Origin of the sequence: Streptomyces sp. Act143, from assembly GCF_003143935.1 — a bacterium.
Classification (GTDB): Bacteria; Actinomycetota; Actinomycetes; order Streptomycetales; family Streptomycetaceae; genus Streptomyces.
On the sequence record NZ_QFRX01000001.1, the window covers coordinates 4,422,570 to 4,440,523 of the forward strand.

The 17,954-nt window shown below is 71.0% G+C and carries 16 protein-coding genes; 9 read left to right on the forward strand and 7 right to left on the reverse strand.

What is annotated here, in order from left to right:
- Positions 1-266 precede the first annotated feature (266 nt).
- The 5 genes from DI272_RS19885 to mscL all read left to right on the forward strand — a co-directional run bounded on the left by DI272_RS19885 (position 267) and on the right by mscL (position 4,180).
- Complete coding sequence (locus DI272_RS19885; protein ID WP_109496666.1) at positions 267-1,559, forward strand: MFS transporter; 1,293 nt, start codon at positions 267-269, stop codon at positions 1,557-1,559.
- A 68-nt stretch (positions 1,560-1,627) separates the two neighbouring features.
- A complete protein-coding gene (locus DI272_RS19890) occupies positions 1,628-1,939 on the forward strand; it encodes an FmdB family zinc ribbon protein (protein WP_109496667.1) in 312 nt (103 codons plus the stop codon).
- 102 nt (positions 1,940-2,041) lie between these two features.
- Positions 2,042-2,875 (forward strand): S-methyl-5'-thioadenosine phosphorylase, encoded by an 834-nt coding sequence (locus tag DI272_RS19895; protein WP_109500931.1) that lies wholly within the window; start codon positions 2,042-2,044, stop codon positions 2,873-2,875.
- Positions 2,876-3,028: 153 nt separating this feature from the next.
- Complete coding sequence (locus tag DI272_RS19900) at positions 3,029-3,568, forward strand: hypothetical protein (protein ID WP_109496668.1); 540 nt, start codon at positions 3,029-3,031, stop codon at positions 3,566-3,568.
- Positions 3,569-3,706: 138 nt separating this feature from the next.
- Complete coding sequence (gene mscL / locus DI272_RS19905) at positions 3,707-4,180, forward strand: large conductance mechanosensitive channel protein MscL (RefSeq protein WP_109496669.1); 474 nt, start codon at positions 3,707-3,709, stop codon at positions 4,178-4,180.
- 46 nt (positions 4,181-4,226) lie between these two features.
- On the opposite strand, the gene DI272_RS19910 is transcribed toward mscL, so the two are convergent.
- From DI272_RS19910 to pflB, 3 genes are all read right to left on the reverse strand, one after another.
- Positions 4,227-4,412 (reverse strand): hypothetical protein, encoded by a 186-nt coding sequence (locus DI272_RS19910; RefSeq protein WP_109496670.1) that lies wholly within the window; start codon positions 4,410-4,412, stop codon positions 4,227-4,229.
- A 73-nt stretch (positions 4,413-4,485) separates the two neighbouring features.
- A complete protein-coding gene (gene pflA, locus DI272_RS19915) occupies positions 4,486-5,313 on the reverse strand; it encodes a pyruvate formate-lyase-activating protein (protein WP_109496671.1) in 828 nt (275 codons plus the stop codon).
- Positions 5,314-5,325: 12 nt separating this feature from the next.
- Complete coding sequence (gene pflB / locus DI272_RS19920) at positions 5,326-7,623, reverse strand: formate C-acetyltransferase (RefSeq protein ID WP_109500932.1); 2,298 nt, start codon at positions 7,621-7,623, stop codon at positions 5,326-5,328.
- Positions 7,624-7,851: 228 nt separating this feature from the next.
- On the opposite strand from pflB, the gene DI272_RS19925 reads away from it, so the two are divergent.
- The 4 genes from DI272_RS19925 (at position 7,852) to DI272_RS19940 (ending at position 12,783) form a co-directional block, all read left to right on the forward strand.
- Positions 7,852-9,084, forward strand: coding sequence for a low temperature requirement protein A (locus tag DI272_RS19925; protein ID WP_109496672.1), 1,233 nt, complete (start codon positions 7,852-7,854; stop codon positions 9,082-9,084).
- Positions 9,085-9,156: 72 nt separating this feature from the next.
- Positions 9,157-10,185: a P1 family peptidase gene (locus DI272_RS19930; RefSeq protein ID WP_109496673.1), complete on the forward strand. Its 1,029-nt coding sequence runs from the start codon at positions 9,157-9,159 to the stop codon at positions 10,183-10,185.
- Positions 10,186-10,561: 376 nt separating this feature from the next.
- A complete protein-coding gene (locus DI272_RS19935; protein ID WP_109496674.1) occupies positions 10,562-11,779 on the forward strand; it encodes an Ig-like domain-containing protein in 1,218 nt (405 codons plus the stop codon).
- Positions 11,780-12,036: 257 nt separating this feature from the next.
- Entirely contained in the window at positions 12,037-12,783 is a 747-nt protein-coding gene (locus tag DI272_RS19940) for a DUF6227 family protein (RefSeq protein ID WP_109496675.1), read from the forward strand.
- Between the two features lie 37 nt (positions 12,784-12,820).
- On the opposite strand, the gene DI272_RS19945 is transcribed toward DI272_RS19940, so the two are convergent.
- The 4 genes from DI272_RS19945 to DI272_RS19960 form a co-directional block, all read right to left on the reverse strand.
- Positions 12,821-13,072 (reverse strand): hypothetical protein, encoded by a 252-nt coding sequence (locus tag DI272_RS19945; protein ID WP_109496676.1) that lies wholly within the window; start codon positions 13,070-13,072, stop codon positions 12,821-12,823.
- Positions 13,073-13,262: 190 nt separating this feature from the next.
- Positions 13,263-15,545: a fructose-specific PTS transporter subunit EIIC gene (locus tag DI272_RS19950; protein ID WP_109496677.1), complete on the reverse strand. Its 2,283-nt coding sequence runs from the start codon at positions 15,543-15,545 to the stop codon at positions 13,263-13,265.
- 337 nt (positions 15,546-15,882) lie between these two features.
- Positions 15,883-16,830: a 1-phosphofructokinase gene (gene pfkB, locus DI272_RS19955; RefSeq protein WP_109496678.1), complete on the reverse strand. Its 948-nt coding sequence runs from the start codon at positions 16,828-16,830 to the stop codon at positions 15,883-15,885.
- A complete protein-coding gene (locus DI272_RS19960; protein ID WP_109496679.1) occupies positions 16,827-17,588 on the reverse strand; it encodes a DeoR/GlpR family DNA-binding transcription regulator in 762 nt (253 codons plus the stop codon). Before DI272_RS19960 ends, pfkB begins: the two co-directional genes overlap by 4 nt.
- Between the last annotated feature and the right edge of the window lie 366 nt (positions 17,589-17,954).

Below are 17,954 nucleotides of genomic sequence, written 5' to 3' on the forward strand. Positions count from 1 at the left end.
CGCGTTTCCTGCAATTCACACCCTCCCCAATCGCAGGTGAACGTCCCTATGGTGCTCGTTTTCACAGGACCATCGGCCGTTGATCCCTGTACGATGAAGGCGCACTTTGATCGAACCAACTCTGCCTGACGCAGAGCTGGCGCGACCGTATGGCGGCCGGGACACCCCTCGCAGTGGGCGCCGGTATCTACCGCAGTTCCGCGCACGAGGACAGCTCTCGGCGCCCCCGCACGGGCGCGCTACCAGGCGGCAGAAAGGCACGGGCCGTGGCATCCACGGTCACCACCGAGCCGTCGAAGGACTCGTCGGCTTCCTCCCGCCCGGGATACGGGCAACTGCTGCGCACGCGCGGCGCCTGGACGTTCCTGCTCCCCGGCTTCGCGGCGCGGCAGCCGTTCGCGATGCTGACGATCTCCATCGTGCTGCTCGTGCAGCACACGACCGGCTCGTACGGCGCCGCGGGCGCCGCGGCCGCCGTCACCGGCGTCTCCATGGCGCTGTTCGCGCCCTACAGCGGCCGTCTCACCGACCGTTACGGCCAGCGCGCCGTGCTGATGCCCGGTGTGCTGGTGCACGCGCTGTCGGGTCTGACTCTGACGGCGCTCGCGCTCTCCGACGCGCCCCTGTGGGCGCTGTTCGTCGCCGCCGTGCCCACGGGTGCCTCGGTGCCGCAGATCGGCCCCATGGTGCGCGCCCGCTGGGGGGTCAAGCTCCAGGGCTCCCCACTCATGAGCACCGCGGCAGCCTTCGAGTCCGTCACGGACGAGCTGACCTTCGTAGTCGGCCCGCTCCTGGCCACCGCCCTGTGCACCGCCGTCGATCCCGCGGCGGGCCTGGTGACGGAGGCCGCACTGACGCTGATCGGCGGCCTGCTGTTCGCCGCGCAGAGAAGCACGCAGCCGAAGGTCGTGTCGGACGGGCACGCGCGCGTGGCGCACGTTTCGGCGCTGCGCGTCCCCGGCGTGCGGGTGCTGATCGTGGCGTTCCTGGGCATCGGGTCCGTCTTCGGCGGCATGCAGGTCTCGCTGGCCGCGTTCACCGAGTCGATCGGCGAGCCCGGTCTGAACGGTGTCCTGTACGGCGTCTTCGCCGCGGGCAACATGCTCTCCGGCATCGCGTGCGGCGCCATCGCGTGGAAGGTCGCTCCGCAGCGGCGCCTGGTGGTCGGGTACGCGGCGCTCGCGCTGACCGCCTCCGGCCTGTGGGCCGCGCACTCCGTCCTCGCGCTGGCCGGCCTCGGACTTCTGGTCGGCATGTCCATCGCTCCCGCACTGATCACCGGCTACACGCTGGTCGAGGGGCTGGTGCCGGCCGGTGCACGGACCGAGGCCTTCACCTGGCTGACCGGAGCGGTGGCGCTCGGCCAGGCCGGCGCCGTCACGGTCGCCGGGCAACTGGAGGATCGCTTCTGGGACGGTGCGGGATTCCTCGTCCCGATGGCCGGCACGCTGCTCGCCCTGGCGACGCTTCTGACCTTGCGTTCACGGCTCGTGGCACGCCCCCGGGGCCGTACGGTCGCACGTGGCGTCGGTCACCGCGTGCCGGTGACGGTGGACTGATCCTCAGGAATACGTCACTATGGACCGTCGTTAGCACTCATTGAGTGAGAGTGCCAGGAGGAAGACAAGTGCCGACCTACCAGTACCAGTGCACCGAGTGCGGCGAGGGCCTCGAGGCGGTGCAGAAGTTCACCGACGACGCCCTGACCGAGTGCCCCAACTGCGGTGGCCGCCTGAAGAAGGTGTTCTCCGCCGTCGGCATTGTCTTCAAGGGCTCCGGCTTCTACCGGAACGACAGCCGCGGCTCCTCGTCGAGCAGCTCGCCGGCGTCGTCCTCGAAGTCGTCGACGTCCACGACGTCCTCGTCCACCTCGACGTCGTCGTCCTCGGACTCGAAGCCGTCGAGCACCGGCGCCTCCTCCAGCAGCTCCGCCGCTTAAGGACTCGCTCATACGGGACCCTGTCGTCGTACGACGGCGGGGTCCTCGGTGTTTCCCGGAGCCCGATCCGACGCGCTTCCGGGGCCAGCTACTGTGCTGGTCATGGCGAACGCAGAGATCGGCGTAATCGGCGGCTCGGGCTTCTACTCGTTCCTCGACGACGTGACCGAGATACAGGTGGACACCCCCTACGGCCCGCCCAGCGACTCCCTCTTCCTCGGTGACCTGGCGGGCCGCCGGGTCGCCTTCCTGCCCCGGCACGGGCGCGGCCACCATCTTCCGCCGCACCGGATCAACTACCGCGCCAATCTGTGGGCCCTGCGGTCGGTCGGCGCGCGCCAGATCCTGGGGCCCTGCGCGGTGGGCGGGCTGCGCCCCGAGTACGGGCCGGGCACGCTGCTCGTGCCGGATCAGCTGGTCGACCGTACGAAGTCCCGAACGGGCACCTACTTCGACGGGCTTCCGCTGCCCGGCGGCGAGATGCCCAACGTGGTGCACGTGTCGCTGGCCGATCCCTACTGCCCCGTCGGCAGGGCCGCCGCGTTGAAGGCGGCGCGCGGGCGGGACTGGGAAGCGGTGGACGGCGGAACGCTGGTCGTGATCGAGGGGCCGCGCTTCTCGACGCGTGCCGAATCGTCGTGGCACCGGGCTCAGGGCTGGTCGGTGGTGGGCATGACCGGCCACCCCGAAGCGGCGCTCGCCCGTGAACTCGAGCTCTGCTACACCTCATTGACCCTGGTCACGGACCTCGACGCGGGTGCCGAGACGGGTGAGGGCGTCTCGCACGACGAGGTGCTGCGGGTGTTCGCGGCGAACGTCGACCGGCTGCGGGGTGTGCTGTTCGACGCGGTGGCCGCGCTGCCGGCGAACGAGGAGCGGGACTGCCTGTGCACAACGGCGCTCGGTGGGATGGATCCGGGCTTCGAACTGCCCTGACGTGGCGCGGGCAGTGCCGCTGAGAGGCGGAACTGCCCATTCGGGTGAGGGAGTTGTCCACAACCCGCCGGTCGTCCACCTGTCTCAGCGGGATACGGCGCGAGGCCTCATCGTGGCCTTGCAAACCGGTCCCTCGTCACAGGTGGTGGTCCCGTGTCCTTCGCACCTTCTCCCTCCCCTCTCGTTCCGCGCCCGCCGGGCACCGACGCCCCCGCCACGTGCGAGGTGCCGCATTTCGCTCCTGTGCGGGTCCGGGGCGGTCGTTATCAACTGGCCCGGCTCGTAAGGCATCGCAGGCGGGCTCTCGCGGCAGGCCTCGCCGTCACGGCCGCCGCGTTGCTGGCCGTCGGCCCCGACGACGCGGACGGGGCACGCGGGCACCCTTCGGCCGCGCCGGTACGGGAGCACCGCGCCGTCGAGATGGTGACGGCGCCGGTGCGTATCGCCGACGGTGCCACGGTTCTGCTGCTGCGGCCCGGCGACCGTGTCGACGTGATCGCCGCCGAGTCGACGGCGACGGGTGGCGGTGACGCGCGAGTGATCGCGCGCGGGGCGCGTGTGAAGAAGGTGCCGACACCGCTGGAAGGCGCCGCCGAGAGCGGGGCGCTGGTCGTCCTCTCGGTGCCGCGTTCCACCGCGGCACGCCTGGTGGGCGCGAGCGCCACGGCCCGGCTGGGGGTGACGCTGTGCTGAGCCGTGCGGCCCGCCTACTGCGCGAATTTCTGTCAAGTCCCCCTTTCGAGCTACCTGATTGGGCAGGTTCGCCTCGCGTTGACGTAGGTTGCGGAGCTGTTTGTTCCACACCCTGTACGTGCGAGGAGAGTCCCCTAGGTGAGCGAGAAGAAGCCGAGTGTCTGGGAGGGCTTCAAAGCCTTTCTGACGCGCGGGAACGTCGTCGATCTGGCCGTAGCGGTGGTCATCGGAGCCGCCTTCACCAACATCGTGAACTCGGTGGTGAAGGGCGTGATCAACCCGCTGGTCGGGGCGATCGGGACCAAGAACCTCGACAACTACAGCTCGTGTCTGAAGGACCCGTGCAAGGTTGCTCCGGACGGCACGGTCCAGAGCGGCGTCCCGATCCTGTGGGGCTCCGTGCTCGGCGCGACGCTGACCTTCGTGATCACCGCGGCGGTCGTGTACTTCCTGATGGTGCTGCCAATGTCGAAGTACCTGGCGCGTCAGGAGGCCCGCAGGAAGGCCAAGGAGGGGACGCACGAGGTGATCGAGATCACCGAGCTGGAAGTCCTCAAGGAGATCCGCGACGCGCTGGTCGCGCAGCGCGGCTCGGGGCACAGCGAGCGGTAACGGCCGTCATGGCCCGCCGGCTTTGGCGGGCCATGGCTCGGCGGGCTCAGAGGTGGTGGGGCGGCTTCTCGTCGAGGAAGCGCTTCAGGTCCGCGGCACTCTCCGTGCTGTCCGTGCCGGGCCGCTCGCCCCATCCGCGGTCCGTGTCGTCCGAGGACTTCTGGTCCAGCGGGTCGTCGAAGATCAGCGACGGCTTCGGTGCGCGGGGCTCGGGCTTGGGGGCGGTGCTCATGCGTCCAGGGTACGGCCCCGGCGGCGAGCGACGTCCGGAGCGCCCGAAGCCCGGTGGCGGCGGCTCGGACGGCTCACACAGCGTGGAGCCCGTGGGCCTCGAAGATGCCCTTGGCCTGGGCGGTCTGCTCGGCGGTAGGGCTGGGGGTGTCGTGCAGGACGAAGGGGCGGCCCAACGCCTGCCACTTGGCCTCGCCCAGCTTGTGGAAGGGCAGGACGTCGACGCGGCTGACGTTGCCGAGCGACGCGGCGAAGGCGGCGACGCCGGCGATGTTGTCGGGGGCGTCGGTGAGGCCGGGCACCAGGACGAAGCGGACGTGGACCTCCTTTCCGAGGTCGGCCAGGCGCCGGGCGAAGTCGAGAGTCGGGGCCAGCGGGCGGCCGGTGACCTTGCGGTAGGTGGCGCGGTCCCAGGACTTGATGTCGAGCAGGACCAGGTCGGTGTCGCGCAGCAGGGCCTCGGTGGCGCGCACGCCCAGGAAGCCGGAGGTGTCCAGGGCGGTGTGCAGGCCGAGTTCGTGCTTGAAGCGGTGCAGCAGCTCGCCTGTGAAGACGGGCTGGAGCAGCGGCTCTCCCCCGCTGACGGTGGCACCGCCGCCCGCCGCCGCGATGAACCGCGTGTACTTGCCGGCCTCGGCGATCACGTCGTCCGCGGTGGTGCGCTTGCCGTCGCGCATCCGCCAGGTGTCGGGGTTGTGGCAGTACAGGCAGGTCAGCGGGCATCCGGACAGGAAGGTGACGAACCGGGTGCCGGGGCCGTCGACGCCGGTCGACAGGTCCCACGAGTGGACCGAGCCGACCACCGGGCGCCGCATCGCCGCGGCGGCGGGGGTGGCCGCCGTGGCGCAGGCGCCGCCGCCCGGCGCCGGCGTGGTCGGCGCGGGCGGAAGAAGCGTGGTCATCGCTCTGCTCCCTTACAGCGATCCGTGGAAGGTGCGGTTGATGACGTCGAGTTGCTGCTCACGCGTGAGGCGGATGAAGTTGACCGCGTATCCGGAGACCCGGATGGTCAGTTGCGGGTACTTCTCGGGGTGCTCCATCGCGTCCTCGAGGGTCGCCTTGTCGAGCACGTTGACGTTCATGTGGAAGCCGCCGTCGGCCATGTAGCCGTCCAGGACGCCGGAGAGGTTGGCGACGCGCTCCTCGGGGGCGCGGCCCAGGGCGTCCGGGGTGATGGTGTTGGTCAGCGAGATGCCGTCCTCCGCGTCGTCGTACGGGAGCTTGGCGACGGAGAGCGCCGAGGCGATGTACCCGTGCTCGTCGCGGCCGTTCATGGGGTTGGCGCCGGGCGCGAAGGGCGCGCCCGCGCGGCGGCCGTCGGGCGTGTGGCCGGTCTTCTTGCCGTAGACGACGTTCGAGGTGATCGTCAGGACCGACTGGGTGTGCACGGCGTCGCGGTACGTCGGGTGCCGGCGGACCTTCTCCATGAACTCGTGGACGATCCAGCGGGCGAGTTCGTCGGCCCGGTCGTCGTTGTTGCCGTACGCCGGGTAGTCGCCCTCGACGACGTAGTCCACGGCGAGGCCCGTTTCGTCGCGGACGACCTTCACGCGTGCGTGCTTGATCGCGGACAGGGAGTCGGCGGCGACCGAGAGGCCGGCGATGCCGCAGGCCATGGTGCGCAGGATCGCCCGGTCGTGCAGGGCCATTTCGAGGCGCTCGTAGGCGTACTTGTCGTGCATGTAGTGGATGACGTTGAGCGCGTGGACGTAGGTCTTCGCGAGCCAGCCGAGCATGGCGTCGTAGCGCGCGAGGACGGTGTCGTAGTCGAGGTAGTCGTCGGTGAGGGGCTCGAAGCCCTCGACGACCTGCTTGCCGGAGACCTCGTCGCGGCCGCCGTTGATCGCGTACAGCAGGGCCTTGGCGACGTTCACGCGGGCACCGAAGAACTGCATCTGCCTGCCCATGGCCATCGCGGAGACGCAGCAGGCGATGGCGGTGTCGTCGCCGTACTTGGGGCGCATGAGGTCGTCGGACTCGAACTGCAGGGCGCTGGTGTCGATGGCGACCTGGGCGGCGTACTTCTTGAAGCCCTCGGGCAGGCGCGGGGACCAGAAGACGGTGAGGTTGGGCTCGGGGGCGGGCCCGAGGTTGTAGAGGGTGTTCAGCGCTCGGAAGGTGGTGCGGGTGACCAGGGGGCGCCCGTCCTCGCCGAGGCCCGCCATGGACCAGGTGACCCAGGTGGGGTCGCCGGAGTAGAGCTCGTTGTACTCGGGGGTGCGCAGGAAGCGCACGATGCGGAGCTTGATGACGAAGTCGTCGACGAGTTCCTGCGCCTCGGTCTCGGTGAGCAGGCCGCGCTCGATGTCCCGCTGGAGGTAGATGTCGAGGAAGGCGTCGATGCGGCCGATCGACATGGCGGCGCCGTTCTGTTCCTTCACGGCGGCGAGGTAGGCGAAGTACAGCCACTGGACGGCCTCGCGGCCGGTGCGGGCGGGGCCGGAGATGTCGTGGCCGTAGGAGAGGGCCATGGTCTTGAGTTCTTCGAGGGCGCGGATCTGCTCGGCGATTTCCTCGCGTTCCTGGATGACCTCCGCGCTCGGCCACTCGAGTTCGAGTGCGCTTTTGTCCGCTCGCTTCGCGACGATGAGCCGGTCGACGCCGTAGAGGGCGACGCGGCGGTAGTCGCCGATGATGCGGCCGCGGCCGTAGGCGTCGGGCAGGCCGGTGATGATGCCGGAGGAACGGCAGGCGCGGATCTCGGGGGTGTAGGCGTCGAAGACACCGTCGTTGTGTGTCTTGCGGAGCTTGGTGTAGATCTCCCGGACGGCGGGGTCGGCCTCGTACCCGTAGGCGTTGAGGGCGCTCTCGACCATGCGCCAGCCGCCGTTGGGCATGATGGCGCGCTTGAGCGGGGCGTCGGTCTGGAGGCCCACGATCAGGTCGAGGTCGGGGTCGATGTAGCCGGGCGCGAAGGCGTCGATGCGGGACGGGGTGCTGACGTCCACGTCGTGGATGCCGCGCGCGATCTCCTCGGGGAACATCGCCAGGAGCTTGTTCCAGACCTGGGTGGTGCGCTCGGTGGGGCCGGCGAGGAAGGAGGCGTCGCCCTCGTAGGGGACGTAGTTGCTCTGGACGAAGTCCCGGACGGCGATGGTGTCCCGCCACAGGCCGCCGCGGAAGCCGGCCCAGGCGTCGCCCGGCGCGGACGAGTGCTGGGCCGCCTCTTCGGCGGGCGTGACGGTCGTGGTCTCCGCAGGGGTGGCAGTCATGGCCGGCACCTTCCACATCGCTTCGTGGGTACGGCTCCATTCCACGCCGGCACGGGCGGCTCCGCGGGCCGCGTTGGTCCCGATTTGCGGGACCAACGTCCCGGCACTGGCCGTCCGGGGAGGCGGTTGGGCCGTCTGAACTGGCCTTTTCTTCGGGACTTTGGACCTTGGCCCGCTTGTGAATTGGTTCACAAGAATTTCCGGCCGGTATCTGCTGTGCTTGGACTCATGACCTCCAGCACGACTCCGTCCTCGGCGCCCTCCGATGCGCACACCAGCCGAAGCCCATTGCGCAGGCTCAGCGCCCGCGGGCGCGACGAGGCACATCGGGTCGCCTCTCCTCTGGAGCTTTTCTTCGACCTCTGCTTCGTCGTCGCCATCGCCCAGGCGGGCGTGCAACTGGTGCACGCCATCGCCGAGGGACACGCCGGCGAGGGCATCCTCAACTACGCGATGATCTTCTTCGCCATCTGGTGGGCCTGGATGAACTTCTCCTGGTTCGCCTCGGCGTACGACAACGACGACGTCCTCTACCGAGTCGTCACCCTGGTCCAGATCGCCGGCGTGCTGGTGCTCGCGGCCGGGGTGTCCCGGGCATTCGAGGACCACGACTTCCTGGCCGTCTGGCTGGGCTACGTGATCATGCGGCTGGCGATGTCCGCACAGTGGATACGCGCCGCACTGTCCACCGAGGGCGCGGAGCGGACCATGGCGTTGCGGTACGCCGCTGGTGTGCTGCTCTGCATGGTGGGCTGGCTGGGGCTGGTGGTCCTGCCCGAGGGGGCGAGGACCTGGGTCTTCCTCGTGATGGCGGTGATCGAGATGTGCGTGCCGCCGTACGCGGAGAAGGACTTCAACTCGGCCTGGCATCCGCACCACATCTCCGAGCGGTACGGGCTGTTCACGATCATCGTCCTCGGCGAGACGATCGCCGCGGCCACGGTCGCCGTGAAGTCCGCCGTCGACGAGCACGGCGCGCTCGGCGAACTGCTTCCGATCGCCGCGGGCGGGCTGCTGATCGTGTTCTCGGCGTGGTGGATCTACTTCGTCGTGCCGATCCACGACAGGCTGCGCACCAACAAGCAGGCGTTCCTGTGGGGCTACGGCCACTACCTGATCTTCGCCTCGGCGGCCGCGATCGGCGCCGGCCTCGAGGTGGCGGTCGAGCAGGCGGTCGGCAAGGCGCACATCTCCACGCTGGCCGCGTCGGCCGCCGTGACACTGCCTACCGCGCTCTACCTCCTCACCGTCTGGGCTCTGCACTCGCGCTACTTCAAGGTGGGCATCACGCAGCAGCTGGTGCTTCCGGTCACGGCTCTGCTGGTCATCGCCTGCACCTTCCTGGGCGACGGGGCGGTGCTCGCGGCCGGCATCGTCTCGGCGCTCGCGGTGGTGACGGGGACTGCGCTGACGGCGCGCTTGGTGGCCCGGGAGAGCCGGGAGGCGGCGCCGGGGGTGTGACGCGCCGGTGGCGCCGGACCGACGTAGCGGTGCCGCCGGGCTCGCGTCGGTGGTCTGGACGAGACTGGTGCCATGACAGTTGACGCTCTGACGGACGTCGCCGGTGTACGCGTGGGGCATGCGACGCGCACCGGCGACGGTTGGCTCACCGGCACCACCGTGGTGCTCGCCCCGGAGGGTGGCGCCGTCGCCGCCGTGGATGTGCGCGGTGGCGGGCCCGGCACCAAGGAGACCGACGCCCTCGACCCGCGCAACGTCGTGCAGAAGGTCGAGGCGATCGTCCTGACCGGCGGCAGCGCGTACGGGCTCGACGCGGCCACCGGTGTGATGGCGTGGCTGGAGGAGCAGGGGCGCGGGGTGCGGGTCGGGGTGGAGGCGACGCATGTCGTCCCGGTCGTACCGGCCGCCTGCGTCTTCGACCTCGGGCGGGGCGGGGACTTCCGGGCCAGACCCGATGCCGCCCTCGGCAGGGCGGCGGTCGAGGCAGCCGCGGCGACCGCCCCCGGCGCGCGCGTGCGGGAGGGAGGTGTGGGCGCGGGTACGGGCGCTGCTGTCGGGCCGCTGAAGGGCGGAGTCGGCAGTGCGAGCGTCGTGCTCGCGTCGGGGATCACCGTCGCCGCGCTGGTGGTGGCCAATGCCGCAGGGTCCGTGCTGGACCCGGAGACGGGCATTCTGTACGGGGAGTTGTTCCAGGGGCGCGCGAACTATCCCGCGGCGCACGTCCACGAGGCCGCGCGCCGGCGTCTCGCCGAGAGCGCGGCGAAGAACACCCCTCCCCTGCTGAACACGACGCTCGCGGTCGTCGCCACCGACGCGAACCTGTCGAAGGCGCAGGCGCAGAAGCTCGCGGGCACGGCGCACGACGGCATCGCGCGTGCCGTGCGGCCCGTGCATCTGCTGAACGACGGCGACACCGTGTTCACGCTGGCGACCGGGCAGCGCGCGCTCGACGCCGAGCACCCCTTGGCGCTCAACGAACTTCTCGCGGCAGGAGCGGACGTGGTGACGCGCGCGATCGTGCGCGCCGTGCGTGCGGCCGAATCGGTGCGCGGGCCGGGCGGGGAGTGGCTGTCGTACGGGGAGTTGTACGGGGGGCGGTGAGGGGGCGCGGGCAACGGGGGGTGCGTTCCTCGCCGGAGCGCGAGCGCGTGCGCGCCCCATGCCCCGCGCCTCATGCCTCGCGCCGCCTCGCCTCGCGCCGCCTCGCCGCCCGTCCCATGCGCCCTCGCCTCTCCCCCGCCGCGTCGCGCCACAGGCAGGAGCCAGCGCGCGGCCAGGGAGAGGTGAGCAGGCGCGTCTGCCACGCGCTGAGCGTCGGCGGCGGGCCCCGAGGGTGGCTTGTTTCGTGTGGGGATTGTCCCGGTTGTGTCACGTGATGGCGTTCACCGCGGTCGCAGGGAACCCGGTCGGCCATGGATGCGCTCTTTCTTCACGGACTTGCGCAGATCACGCACATCACACGAACCGGGAGCAGCTCGTGACAACGCCGGACATAGCAACGAGGCGCGCACTGGGGGCCTGTGCCGTCCTGGCGGTCGGCGCCCTCACCCTCACCGCCTGTGGCGGCGGCGCCGACGGCAAGGACGACGGCAAGGGCGCCGGGGACTCCCCGAAGACGTCGGCGGCGAAGATCGTCATCTCGGCGAAGGACGGTTCGACGGGCGCGTCGATCAACACCACCGGGGTGAAGGTCAGCGGGGGCAAGCTGACCGGCGTGACAATGAAGGTGGCGGGGACGGGGCAGACCGTGCCGGGCACGCTCGCCGCGGACGGGGGGAGCTGGAAGCCGAAGGAGCAGTTGGAGCGGGAGACGAAGTACGAGATATCGGCGACCGCGAAAGACGCCGACGGTCGCGCCTCCTCCGCGGACTCGACGTTCACCACGGTGAGCAAGGCGAACAGCTTCGTCGGGACGTACACGCCGGACGGCGGTACGACGGTGGGTGTCGGGATGCCGGTGTCGTTCACCTTCGACAAGGCGATCAGCGACAAGAAGGCCGTGCAGTCGCACATCACGGTCTCCTCCAGCAGCGGGCAGCAGGTGGTCGGGCACTGGTTCGGGTCGCAGCGGCTCGACTTCCGGCCGCAGGAGTACTGGAAGGCCGGCTCCAAGGTCACGATGAAGATCGACCTGGACGGCGTCGAGGGCGCGAACGGTGTCGTCGGGGTGCAGAAGAAGACCGTCAGCTTCACGATCGGGCGGTCGCAGGTCTCCACGGTCGACGTCGACACGCAGACCATGACCGTCGCGCGCGACGGCAAGACCCTCAAGTCGGTGCCCATCTCGGCGGGCAGCGCGGAGTTCACCACCTACAACGGGCAGATGGTGATCACCGAGAAGTTCCCGAAGCTGCGGATGGACAGCCGTACGGTCGGGCTCGACAACGCATACGACATCCCGGACGTGCCGCACGCGATGCGCCTGACGCAGTCGGGGACGTTCATCCACGGCAACTACTGGTACAACAAGGCCAACCCGCCCTTCGGCCGGTCGGGCACCAGCCACGGATGCGTGGGGCTTCAGGACGTACAGGGCGGCCAGGGGGCGACGAACGCCGCCTGGTTCTATGACAACTCCATCCTCGGGGACGTAGTGATCGTCAAGAACTCCCCCGACAAGACGGTGGCGCCGGACAACGGGCTCAACGGGTGGAACATGTCGTGGGGCGAGTGGACCGCGGGAAGCGCCGCGTGAGCTTGCGCGCGGGTGCGGCATGAGCGCTGTCGGAGCACCCGGGCGCCCCTCGGACGTCCGTGCGCCCTTTGGTGGGCACAACGCGCCAAGTACCGTCTGACCGGCGGTTTTTGACGGATCTTCGGGCCGCGTGGGAACTTCTCACGCGGCCCGAGCGTTTTCTGTGCGCACGTTTTCTCGGTTCCCGGACATGATGTCCGACCGAGGGGCTACGGTATGCACCCACAAGGTGACATGCAGCGACGCCGGGAGAAACCTTGAGCGTTCCGTACGAGACAGCAGCGTACGAGCCACGCGAGTCGCCCGAGTCTCCGGAGGAGCACCTCGCGCGGCTCCTCGGCCGTGCCCTGAACTCCTTCGAACTGCCCGACGAGGCGATACAGCGGCTCGACTGCGCGCTGGCGCACGACAGTTCACTGCACTCCGCACACCACAGCGCGGGGCTGCACCGTGAGACGTACCGCCACACCTGGCTGCTCGCCGACGGTTCCGCGCTCACGCTCTGGGAGCTCGTCCACAACACCGCGCCGGGCAGCGACCCGCAGCACGAGGTGTACGTCGACGAGGAGGAGCTGCGCGCGGCCACGGCCCGGTTGCCGTTGCCTCCGGACGCGCCGGACTTCGAGCTCCCGGTGACGGTGCACCTGTCGCCGATCCCCGCTCCCCGGCACGCGTACGTGCCCGACGACTCCGCGGACCACGCGCGCCGGCTTCTGCGCCGCGCCGAGAACCCGGACCAGCCGGGCGCGGAGACGGCCGCGCTGCTGGCGAACGCGTTCGCGCACCAGATCACGCAGGCTTTCGGGAGGCCGTGCCGCGCGGGGCGCATCGGACTGTGCTTCTCGCTCTACGAGCACGCGTTCCTGCTGCGTGACGGCAAGGAGATCTCCCTGTGGGAGGTCGAGCACACGGCCACGCCCGACGGGCGGCACATGTGCGAGGTGTACGTCTCCGAGGACGCGGCCAGGGACGCGATGGAGCGGCGGGCGGCGCGCGTCTCGTGACGCGCGCCCGCGTGGCGAGCGGGTGAGCGCTCGGGCGTCAGCGGCCGTCGCTGAGCTGTCGTACCAGGCCCGCGAAGGCGTCCCGTTCCGCCGGGGTCAGTGGGACGGACTCCAGGTCGGGGCCGGCCTGCCGTTGATACGGAAGGCCCTGGAGGGTGGGGGCGGTCCGCCACAGGGCGGCTTCGCGGCCACGGCGCAGGACGCGGGTCAGGCCGATCGCCCAGACGACGGTCGCCAGGGCGAGGACGGCCATGCCCGTCAGCTGGAAGATCGAGACGTGCTCAGGCATGCGCCCCAGTAGACACCACGGTCCGGGACTTTGGTCCCGGACCGTGACGTATCTCGCAGGTGCCGTGAACAACTCACAGCGACCGAAAGGGACATGCGCGTGACATGCGCGACGCGGCGAACGGCTGCGGTCGGCCGTAGCCCCGTGCCGCCAGGGCTGCGGCCGACCGCCGTCGGCGCCGGTGTTTCCCCTACGCCGCCACCGGCTGCTTCCGCTCCGACGCCGGCGCGGAGGCGGGGTCGTCGGACGCGGCGGCTGCCCCTCCTGGGCCCGTCTTGCGCAGGCCCTTGAGGAGGATGACCAGGCCGGCCGTGACCGCCGTGCCGACCGCGATGGCCAGCAGGTACAGGAACGGCTTGCCGATGAGGAAGGTGACCCAGATGCCGCCGTGCGGGGCGCGCAGGGTGGAGCCGAAGGCCATGGTCAGCGCGCCGGTGACCGCGCCGCCCGCCATGGAGGCGGGGATGACGCGCAGCGGGTCGGCCGCGGCGAACGGGATCGCGCCCTCGGAGATGAAGGAGGCGCCGAGGACCCAGGCCGCCTTGCCGTTCTCGCGCTCGGTCTCGGTGAACAGCTTCTTGCGGACGGTCGTGGCGAGGGCCATGCCCAGCGGGGGCACCATGCCTGCGGCCATCACGGCGGCCATGACCTTCATCGCCGAGTCGCTCGGGTCCTGTACGGCGATACCGGCGGTGGCGAAGGCGTACGCGACCTTGTTGACCGGGCCGCCCAGGTCGAAGCACATCATCAGGCCGAGGAGGATGCCGAGCAGGATGGCGTTGGTGCCGGAGAGGCCGTTGAGCCAGTCCGTCATGGCCTCCTGCGCGTTGGCGATCGGCTTGCCGATCACGATGAACATCAGGAAGCCGACGACGATCGACGAGATCAGCGGGATCACGACCACCGGCATGATGCCGCGCAGCACCGGTGGGATCTTGATCCGCTGGATGCCGAGGACGACTCCACCGGCCAGCAGACCGGCGACCAGTCCGCCGAGGAAGCCGGCGGCGATGTTGACGGAGATCATGCCGCCGACGAAGCCGGGCACGAGGCCGGGGCGGTCCGCCATGCCATAGGCGATGTAGCCGGCGAGGACGGGGATCAGGAAGCCGAACGCGACGCCGCCGATCTGGAACAGCAGCGCGCCCCAGCTGTCGACCTGGCCCCAGTCGAAGTGCTCCATGACCGGCTTGGCCTCATTGATCTGGTAGCCGCCGATCGCGAAGCCGAGGGCGATCAGCAGACCGCCGGCCGCGACGAACGGGACCATGTAGCTCACGCCGGTCATCAGCCACTTGCGCAGCTTGGTGCCGTAGCTGTCGCCGGCGTCGCCCGCGCGCTCCACCGGGGTGGAGGCGGCCCCGGGGGCGCCCGTCACCTCGCCGCGCGCCGCCTTGCCGCGCACCTCGGTGATGAGCTCCGCAGGCCTGTTGATGCCCGCCTTCACGCCGACGTCGACGGTCGGCTTACCGGCGAAGCGGTCCTTGTCGCGTACGGGGACGTCGTGGGCGAAGATCACGCCGTCCGCCGCCTCGATGACGGCCGGGTCGAGCCGGGTGAAGCCGGCCGAGCCCTGCGTCTCGACGACGAGTTCGACGCCCGCCTCGCGGCCCGCGTTCTCCAGGGACTCGGCCGCCATGTACGTGTGGGCGATGCCGGTCGGGCAGGAGGTGACGGCGACGATCCGGAAGGGGCGTGCGTCCGTGGCGCCCGTCCCGCTCCCGTCCGTGGCGCCCGCCCCAGGCGCGTCCGTGGCGCCCGGCGCCGGAGCGGTCGCGCCACCCGGCGCCGGGGCCGCGGTACCCGTGGCGGTATCGGCGGAGGCCGCCCCCGACACCGCCACGGAGTTCGAAGAGGCGCCCGCAGGGGCGCTCGCAGCGCCCTTCGCGCCCTCGCCGGCGCTGCTCACACCCGCCGAAACACCGGCCGAAGCACCGGCGGAAGCGCTGGCGGAAGCGCTGGCGACAGCACCCTCCGCAGCGCCCACCCCGGCACCGGATGCGCCAGACACGCCCGCCGCGTCCGCCGCCGGCGCATCCCCTCGAATGAGCGCCGCCGCGGCCGCCGCGTCACCCACCCCGCGCAGCGCGTCGGTGAACTCGGTGTTCATCAACTGCCGCGCCAGGGACGACAGGATCGTCAGATGGGCGTCGTCGGCGCCGGCCGGTGCCGCGATCAGGAAGATCAGGTCGGCGGGACCGTCCGCCGCGCCGAAGTCGATCCCGGCGGCGCTGCGCCCGAAGGCGAGCGTCGGCTCGGTGACGTGCGCGCTGCGGCAGTGCGGGATGCCGATGCCGCCGTCGAGCCCGGTGGGCATCTGCGCCTCGCGGGCGGCCACGTCGGCGAGGAAGCCCTCCAGGTCGGTCACCCGGCCCAGGGCGACCATGCGCTCGGCGAGGGCGCGCGCCGCCGCTTCCTTGGTATCGGCGGACAGGTCGAGATCGACCAGGTCCGCGGTGATCATGTCGCTCATCGCGGGCTCCTTCGCACGCGTATCGCCCGGGGAGTGGGGTGGTGGGCGAGGGTGGGGACGGGGATGCGGGGGGTTTCAGGAGTGGTGGGGGTGGTGGGGGTGGTGGGGGCGAGGCCGGGGATGTCCCGCCCCCACCGGGCGGCAGGGCGGCTCAGGTGGCCCTGCCTCCCACAGGCCGCGGCGAGTAACGGGGAGCCTCGCCGCTTCATGGCCGGTTCATGGGGATGTGACGGGTGCGTCGGCACCGGTGCGAGGTGCGCCTGCGGCGCCCTCACCGCCGCAGAACACGTACGACACGCCCGCAGCGCCTTCGCCGTCCCAGCGGCGGAGCCGTTCGTCATGACACCGGCTCCCTCAGCACCCGGTCCACCGGCACCTCCGACGTCACCGTCACCGCGCCCGGGTCCAGGTCGGTGGGGGTCGGCATGACGCTGCCGGGGAGTTGTACGGCGGCGGCGCCATGGGCGACCGCCGAGGCGAGCGCCTCCGGGCCGTTGCCGCCGGCGATCAGGAAGCCGGCCAGGGACGAGTCGCCGGCGCCCACGTTGCTGCGTACGACGTCCACGCGGGCGCTCGCGAACCACGTGCCCGCGCCGTCCACGAGCAACTGCCCGTCGGCGCCCAGGCTCGCGAGCACGGCGCGTGCGCCCATCTCGCGCAACTCCTCGGCGGCCTTCACCGCGTCGCCCACCGTGGACAGGGGGCGCCCGACGGCTTCCGCGAGCTCCTCGGCGTTCGGCTTCACCACGTCAGGGCGTTCGCGCAGCGCCTCCAGGAGCGCACGCCCCGAGGTGTCCAGCGCGATGCGCGCGCCCCCGGCGTGCGCCCGCGCGACGACGTCGGCGTACCACGACGGCGCGAGCCCGCGCGGCAGGCTCCCGCAGCACGCGATCCAGTCCGCGTCGCGCGACTGCGCGCGCACCGTCTCCAGCAGCAGCTCCTGCTCCTCCGCCGACAGCTCCGGACCCGGCGCGTTGATCTTCGTCAGTACGCCGTCCGACTCCGCGAGCGCGATGTTCGAGCGAGTGGCGCCCGCGACCGGGACCGGCGCGACCTCGATGCCCTGCGCGTCGAGCAGATCCGCCACGAGCGCCCCCGGCGCACCACCCAGGGGCAGGACCGCGACCGTACGCCGGCCCGCGGCCGCCACGGCGCGCGAGACGTTCACGCCTTTGCCGCCCGGGTCCATGCGTTCGCCGGTGGCGCGGATGACCTCGCCGCGCTCCAGCGAGGGAACCTCGTAGGTGCGGTCCAGGGACGGGTTCGGGGTGACGGTGAGGATCATGCGCGCACTACTTCCGTGCCACCGCGCTCGATGGCGGTGGCGTCTACTGGGCTCAGCCCGCTGTCGGTGATCAGCAGGTCCACGTCGCTCAGGTCGCCGAAGCGGGCGAAGTGCTCCTGGCCGTGCTTGGAGGAGTCGGCGAGCAGCACGACCCGGCGGGCGGCGGCGACCGCCGCGCGCTTCACCGCGGCCTCGGCGAGGTCGGGGGTGGTCAGGCCATGGTCGGCGGAGAAGCCGTTGGCTGCCACAAAAAGGACATCTGCCCGGATCTCGCCGTACGCGCGGAGCGCCCAGGCGTCGACGGCGGCGCGCGTCCGGTGTCGTACGCGCCCCCCGACGAGGTGGAGCTGGATGCCGGGGTGGTCCGCGAGGCGGGCCGCGATCGGCAGGCTGTGCGTGACGACGGTGAGCGAGGCCTCGAGCGGGATGGCGGCGGCGAGACGGGCGACCGTGGTGCCGGCGTCGAGGATCAGCGTGCCCTCGGTCGGCAGTTCGGCGACGGCCGCCTTGGCGATGTGGTCCTTCTCGTCGGCCGCCGTCGTCTCGCGCTCGGCGAGGTCCGGCTCGAAGTCGAGGCGCCCGGCGGGGATGGCACCGCCGTGCACCCGGCGCAGCAGGCCCGCGCGGTCGAGGGCCTTGAGGTCCCGGCGGATCGTCTCCGCGGTGACCTGGAACTCCTCGGCCAGCGAGACCACGTCCACCCGCCCGCCGTCACGCGCGAGCCGGAGGATCTCCTGCTGCCGCTCCGGTGCGTACATGTCCGCTCGCCTCCGACTCGATGTCCGGCCGTTTCCGACCGGTGCCCGAACTTGTGGTTTCGCTGGGAGGCTACGCCCGGATTTCCGAGAAGTAAACAGGTTCGGACCCCATTCGGGCATGAACGGACTTCCATCCCTGTCCGAAACAAGGCTCAGCGGGGCCTTCCGGGCACCTTCCGGGCACCTTCCGGTCAGCTCAGGGCAGGCGGAAGGCCCGACGCCAGAAGCACGCGCCGGGCCTTCTTTCTCCTGCCCTTTCTTGCCCTTCTCCGCCTCTCCCCGCTCTTCCTCGCTCTACCCCGCGCTTCCCCGCGCTTCCCCGCTCTTCCCCGCTCTTCCTCGCTCTCCCCGCGCTTCTCCGCTCTT

Excerpts from the sequence above, each read along its gene's own strand:
- DI272_RS19895 (WP_109500931.1), top strand. The coding sequence starts at position 2,042 with ATGGCGAACGCAGAGATCGGCGTAATCGGCGGCTCGGGCTTCTACTCG.
- DI272_RS19910 (WP_109496670.1), bottom strand. The coding sequence starts at position 4,412 with ATGAGCACCGCCCCCAAGCCCGAGCCCCGCGCACCGAAGCCGTCGCTG.
- pflA (WP_109496671.1), bottom strand. The coding sequence starts at position 5,313 with ATGACCACGCTTCTTCCGCCCGCGCCGACCACGCCGGCGCCGGGCGGC.
- pflB (WP_109500932.1), bottom strand. The coding sequence starts at position 7,623 with ATGACTGCCACCCCTGCGGAGACCACGACCGTCACGCCCGCCGAAGAG.
- DI272_RS19925 (WP_109496672.1), top strand. The coding sequence starts at position 7,852 with ATGACCTCCAGCACGACTCCGTCCTCGGCGCCCTCCGATGCGCACACC.
- DI272_RS19930 (WP_109496673.1), top strand. The coding sequence starts at position 9,157 with ATGACAGTTGACGCTCTGACGGACGTCGCCGGTGTACGCGTGGGGCAT.
- DI272_RS19945 (WP_109496676.1), bottom strand. The coding sequence starts at position 13,072 with ATGCCTGAGCACGTCTCGATCTTCCAGCTGACGGGCATGGCCGTCCTC.
- DI272_RS19950 (WP_109496677.1), bottom strand. The coding sequence starts at position 15,545 with ATGAGCGACATGATCACCGCGGACCTGGTCGATCTCGACCTGTCCGCC.
- pfkB (WP_109496678.1), bottom strand. The coding sequence starts at position 16,830 with ATGATCCTCACCGTCACCCCGAACCCGTCCCTGGACCGCACCTACGAG.
- DI272_RS19960 (WP_109496679.1), bottom strand. The coding sequence starts at position 17,588 with ATGTACGCACCGGAGCGGCAGCAGGAGATCCTCCGGCTCGCGCGTGAC.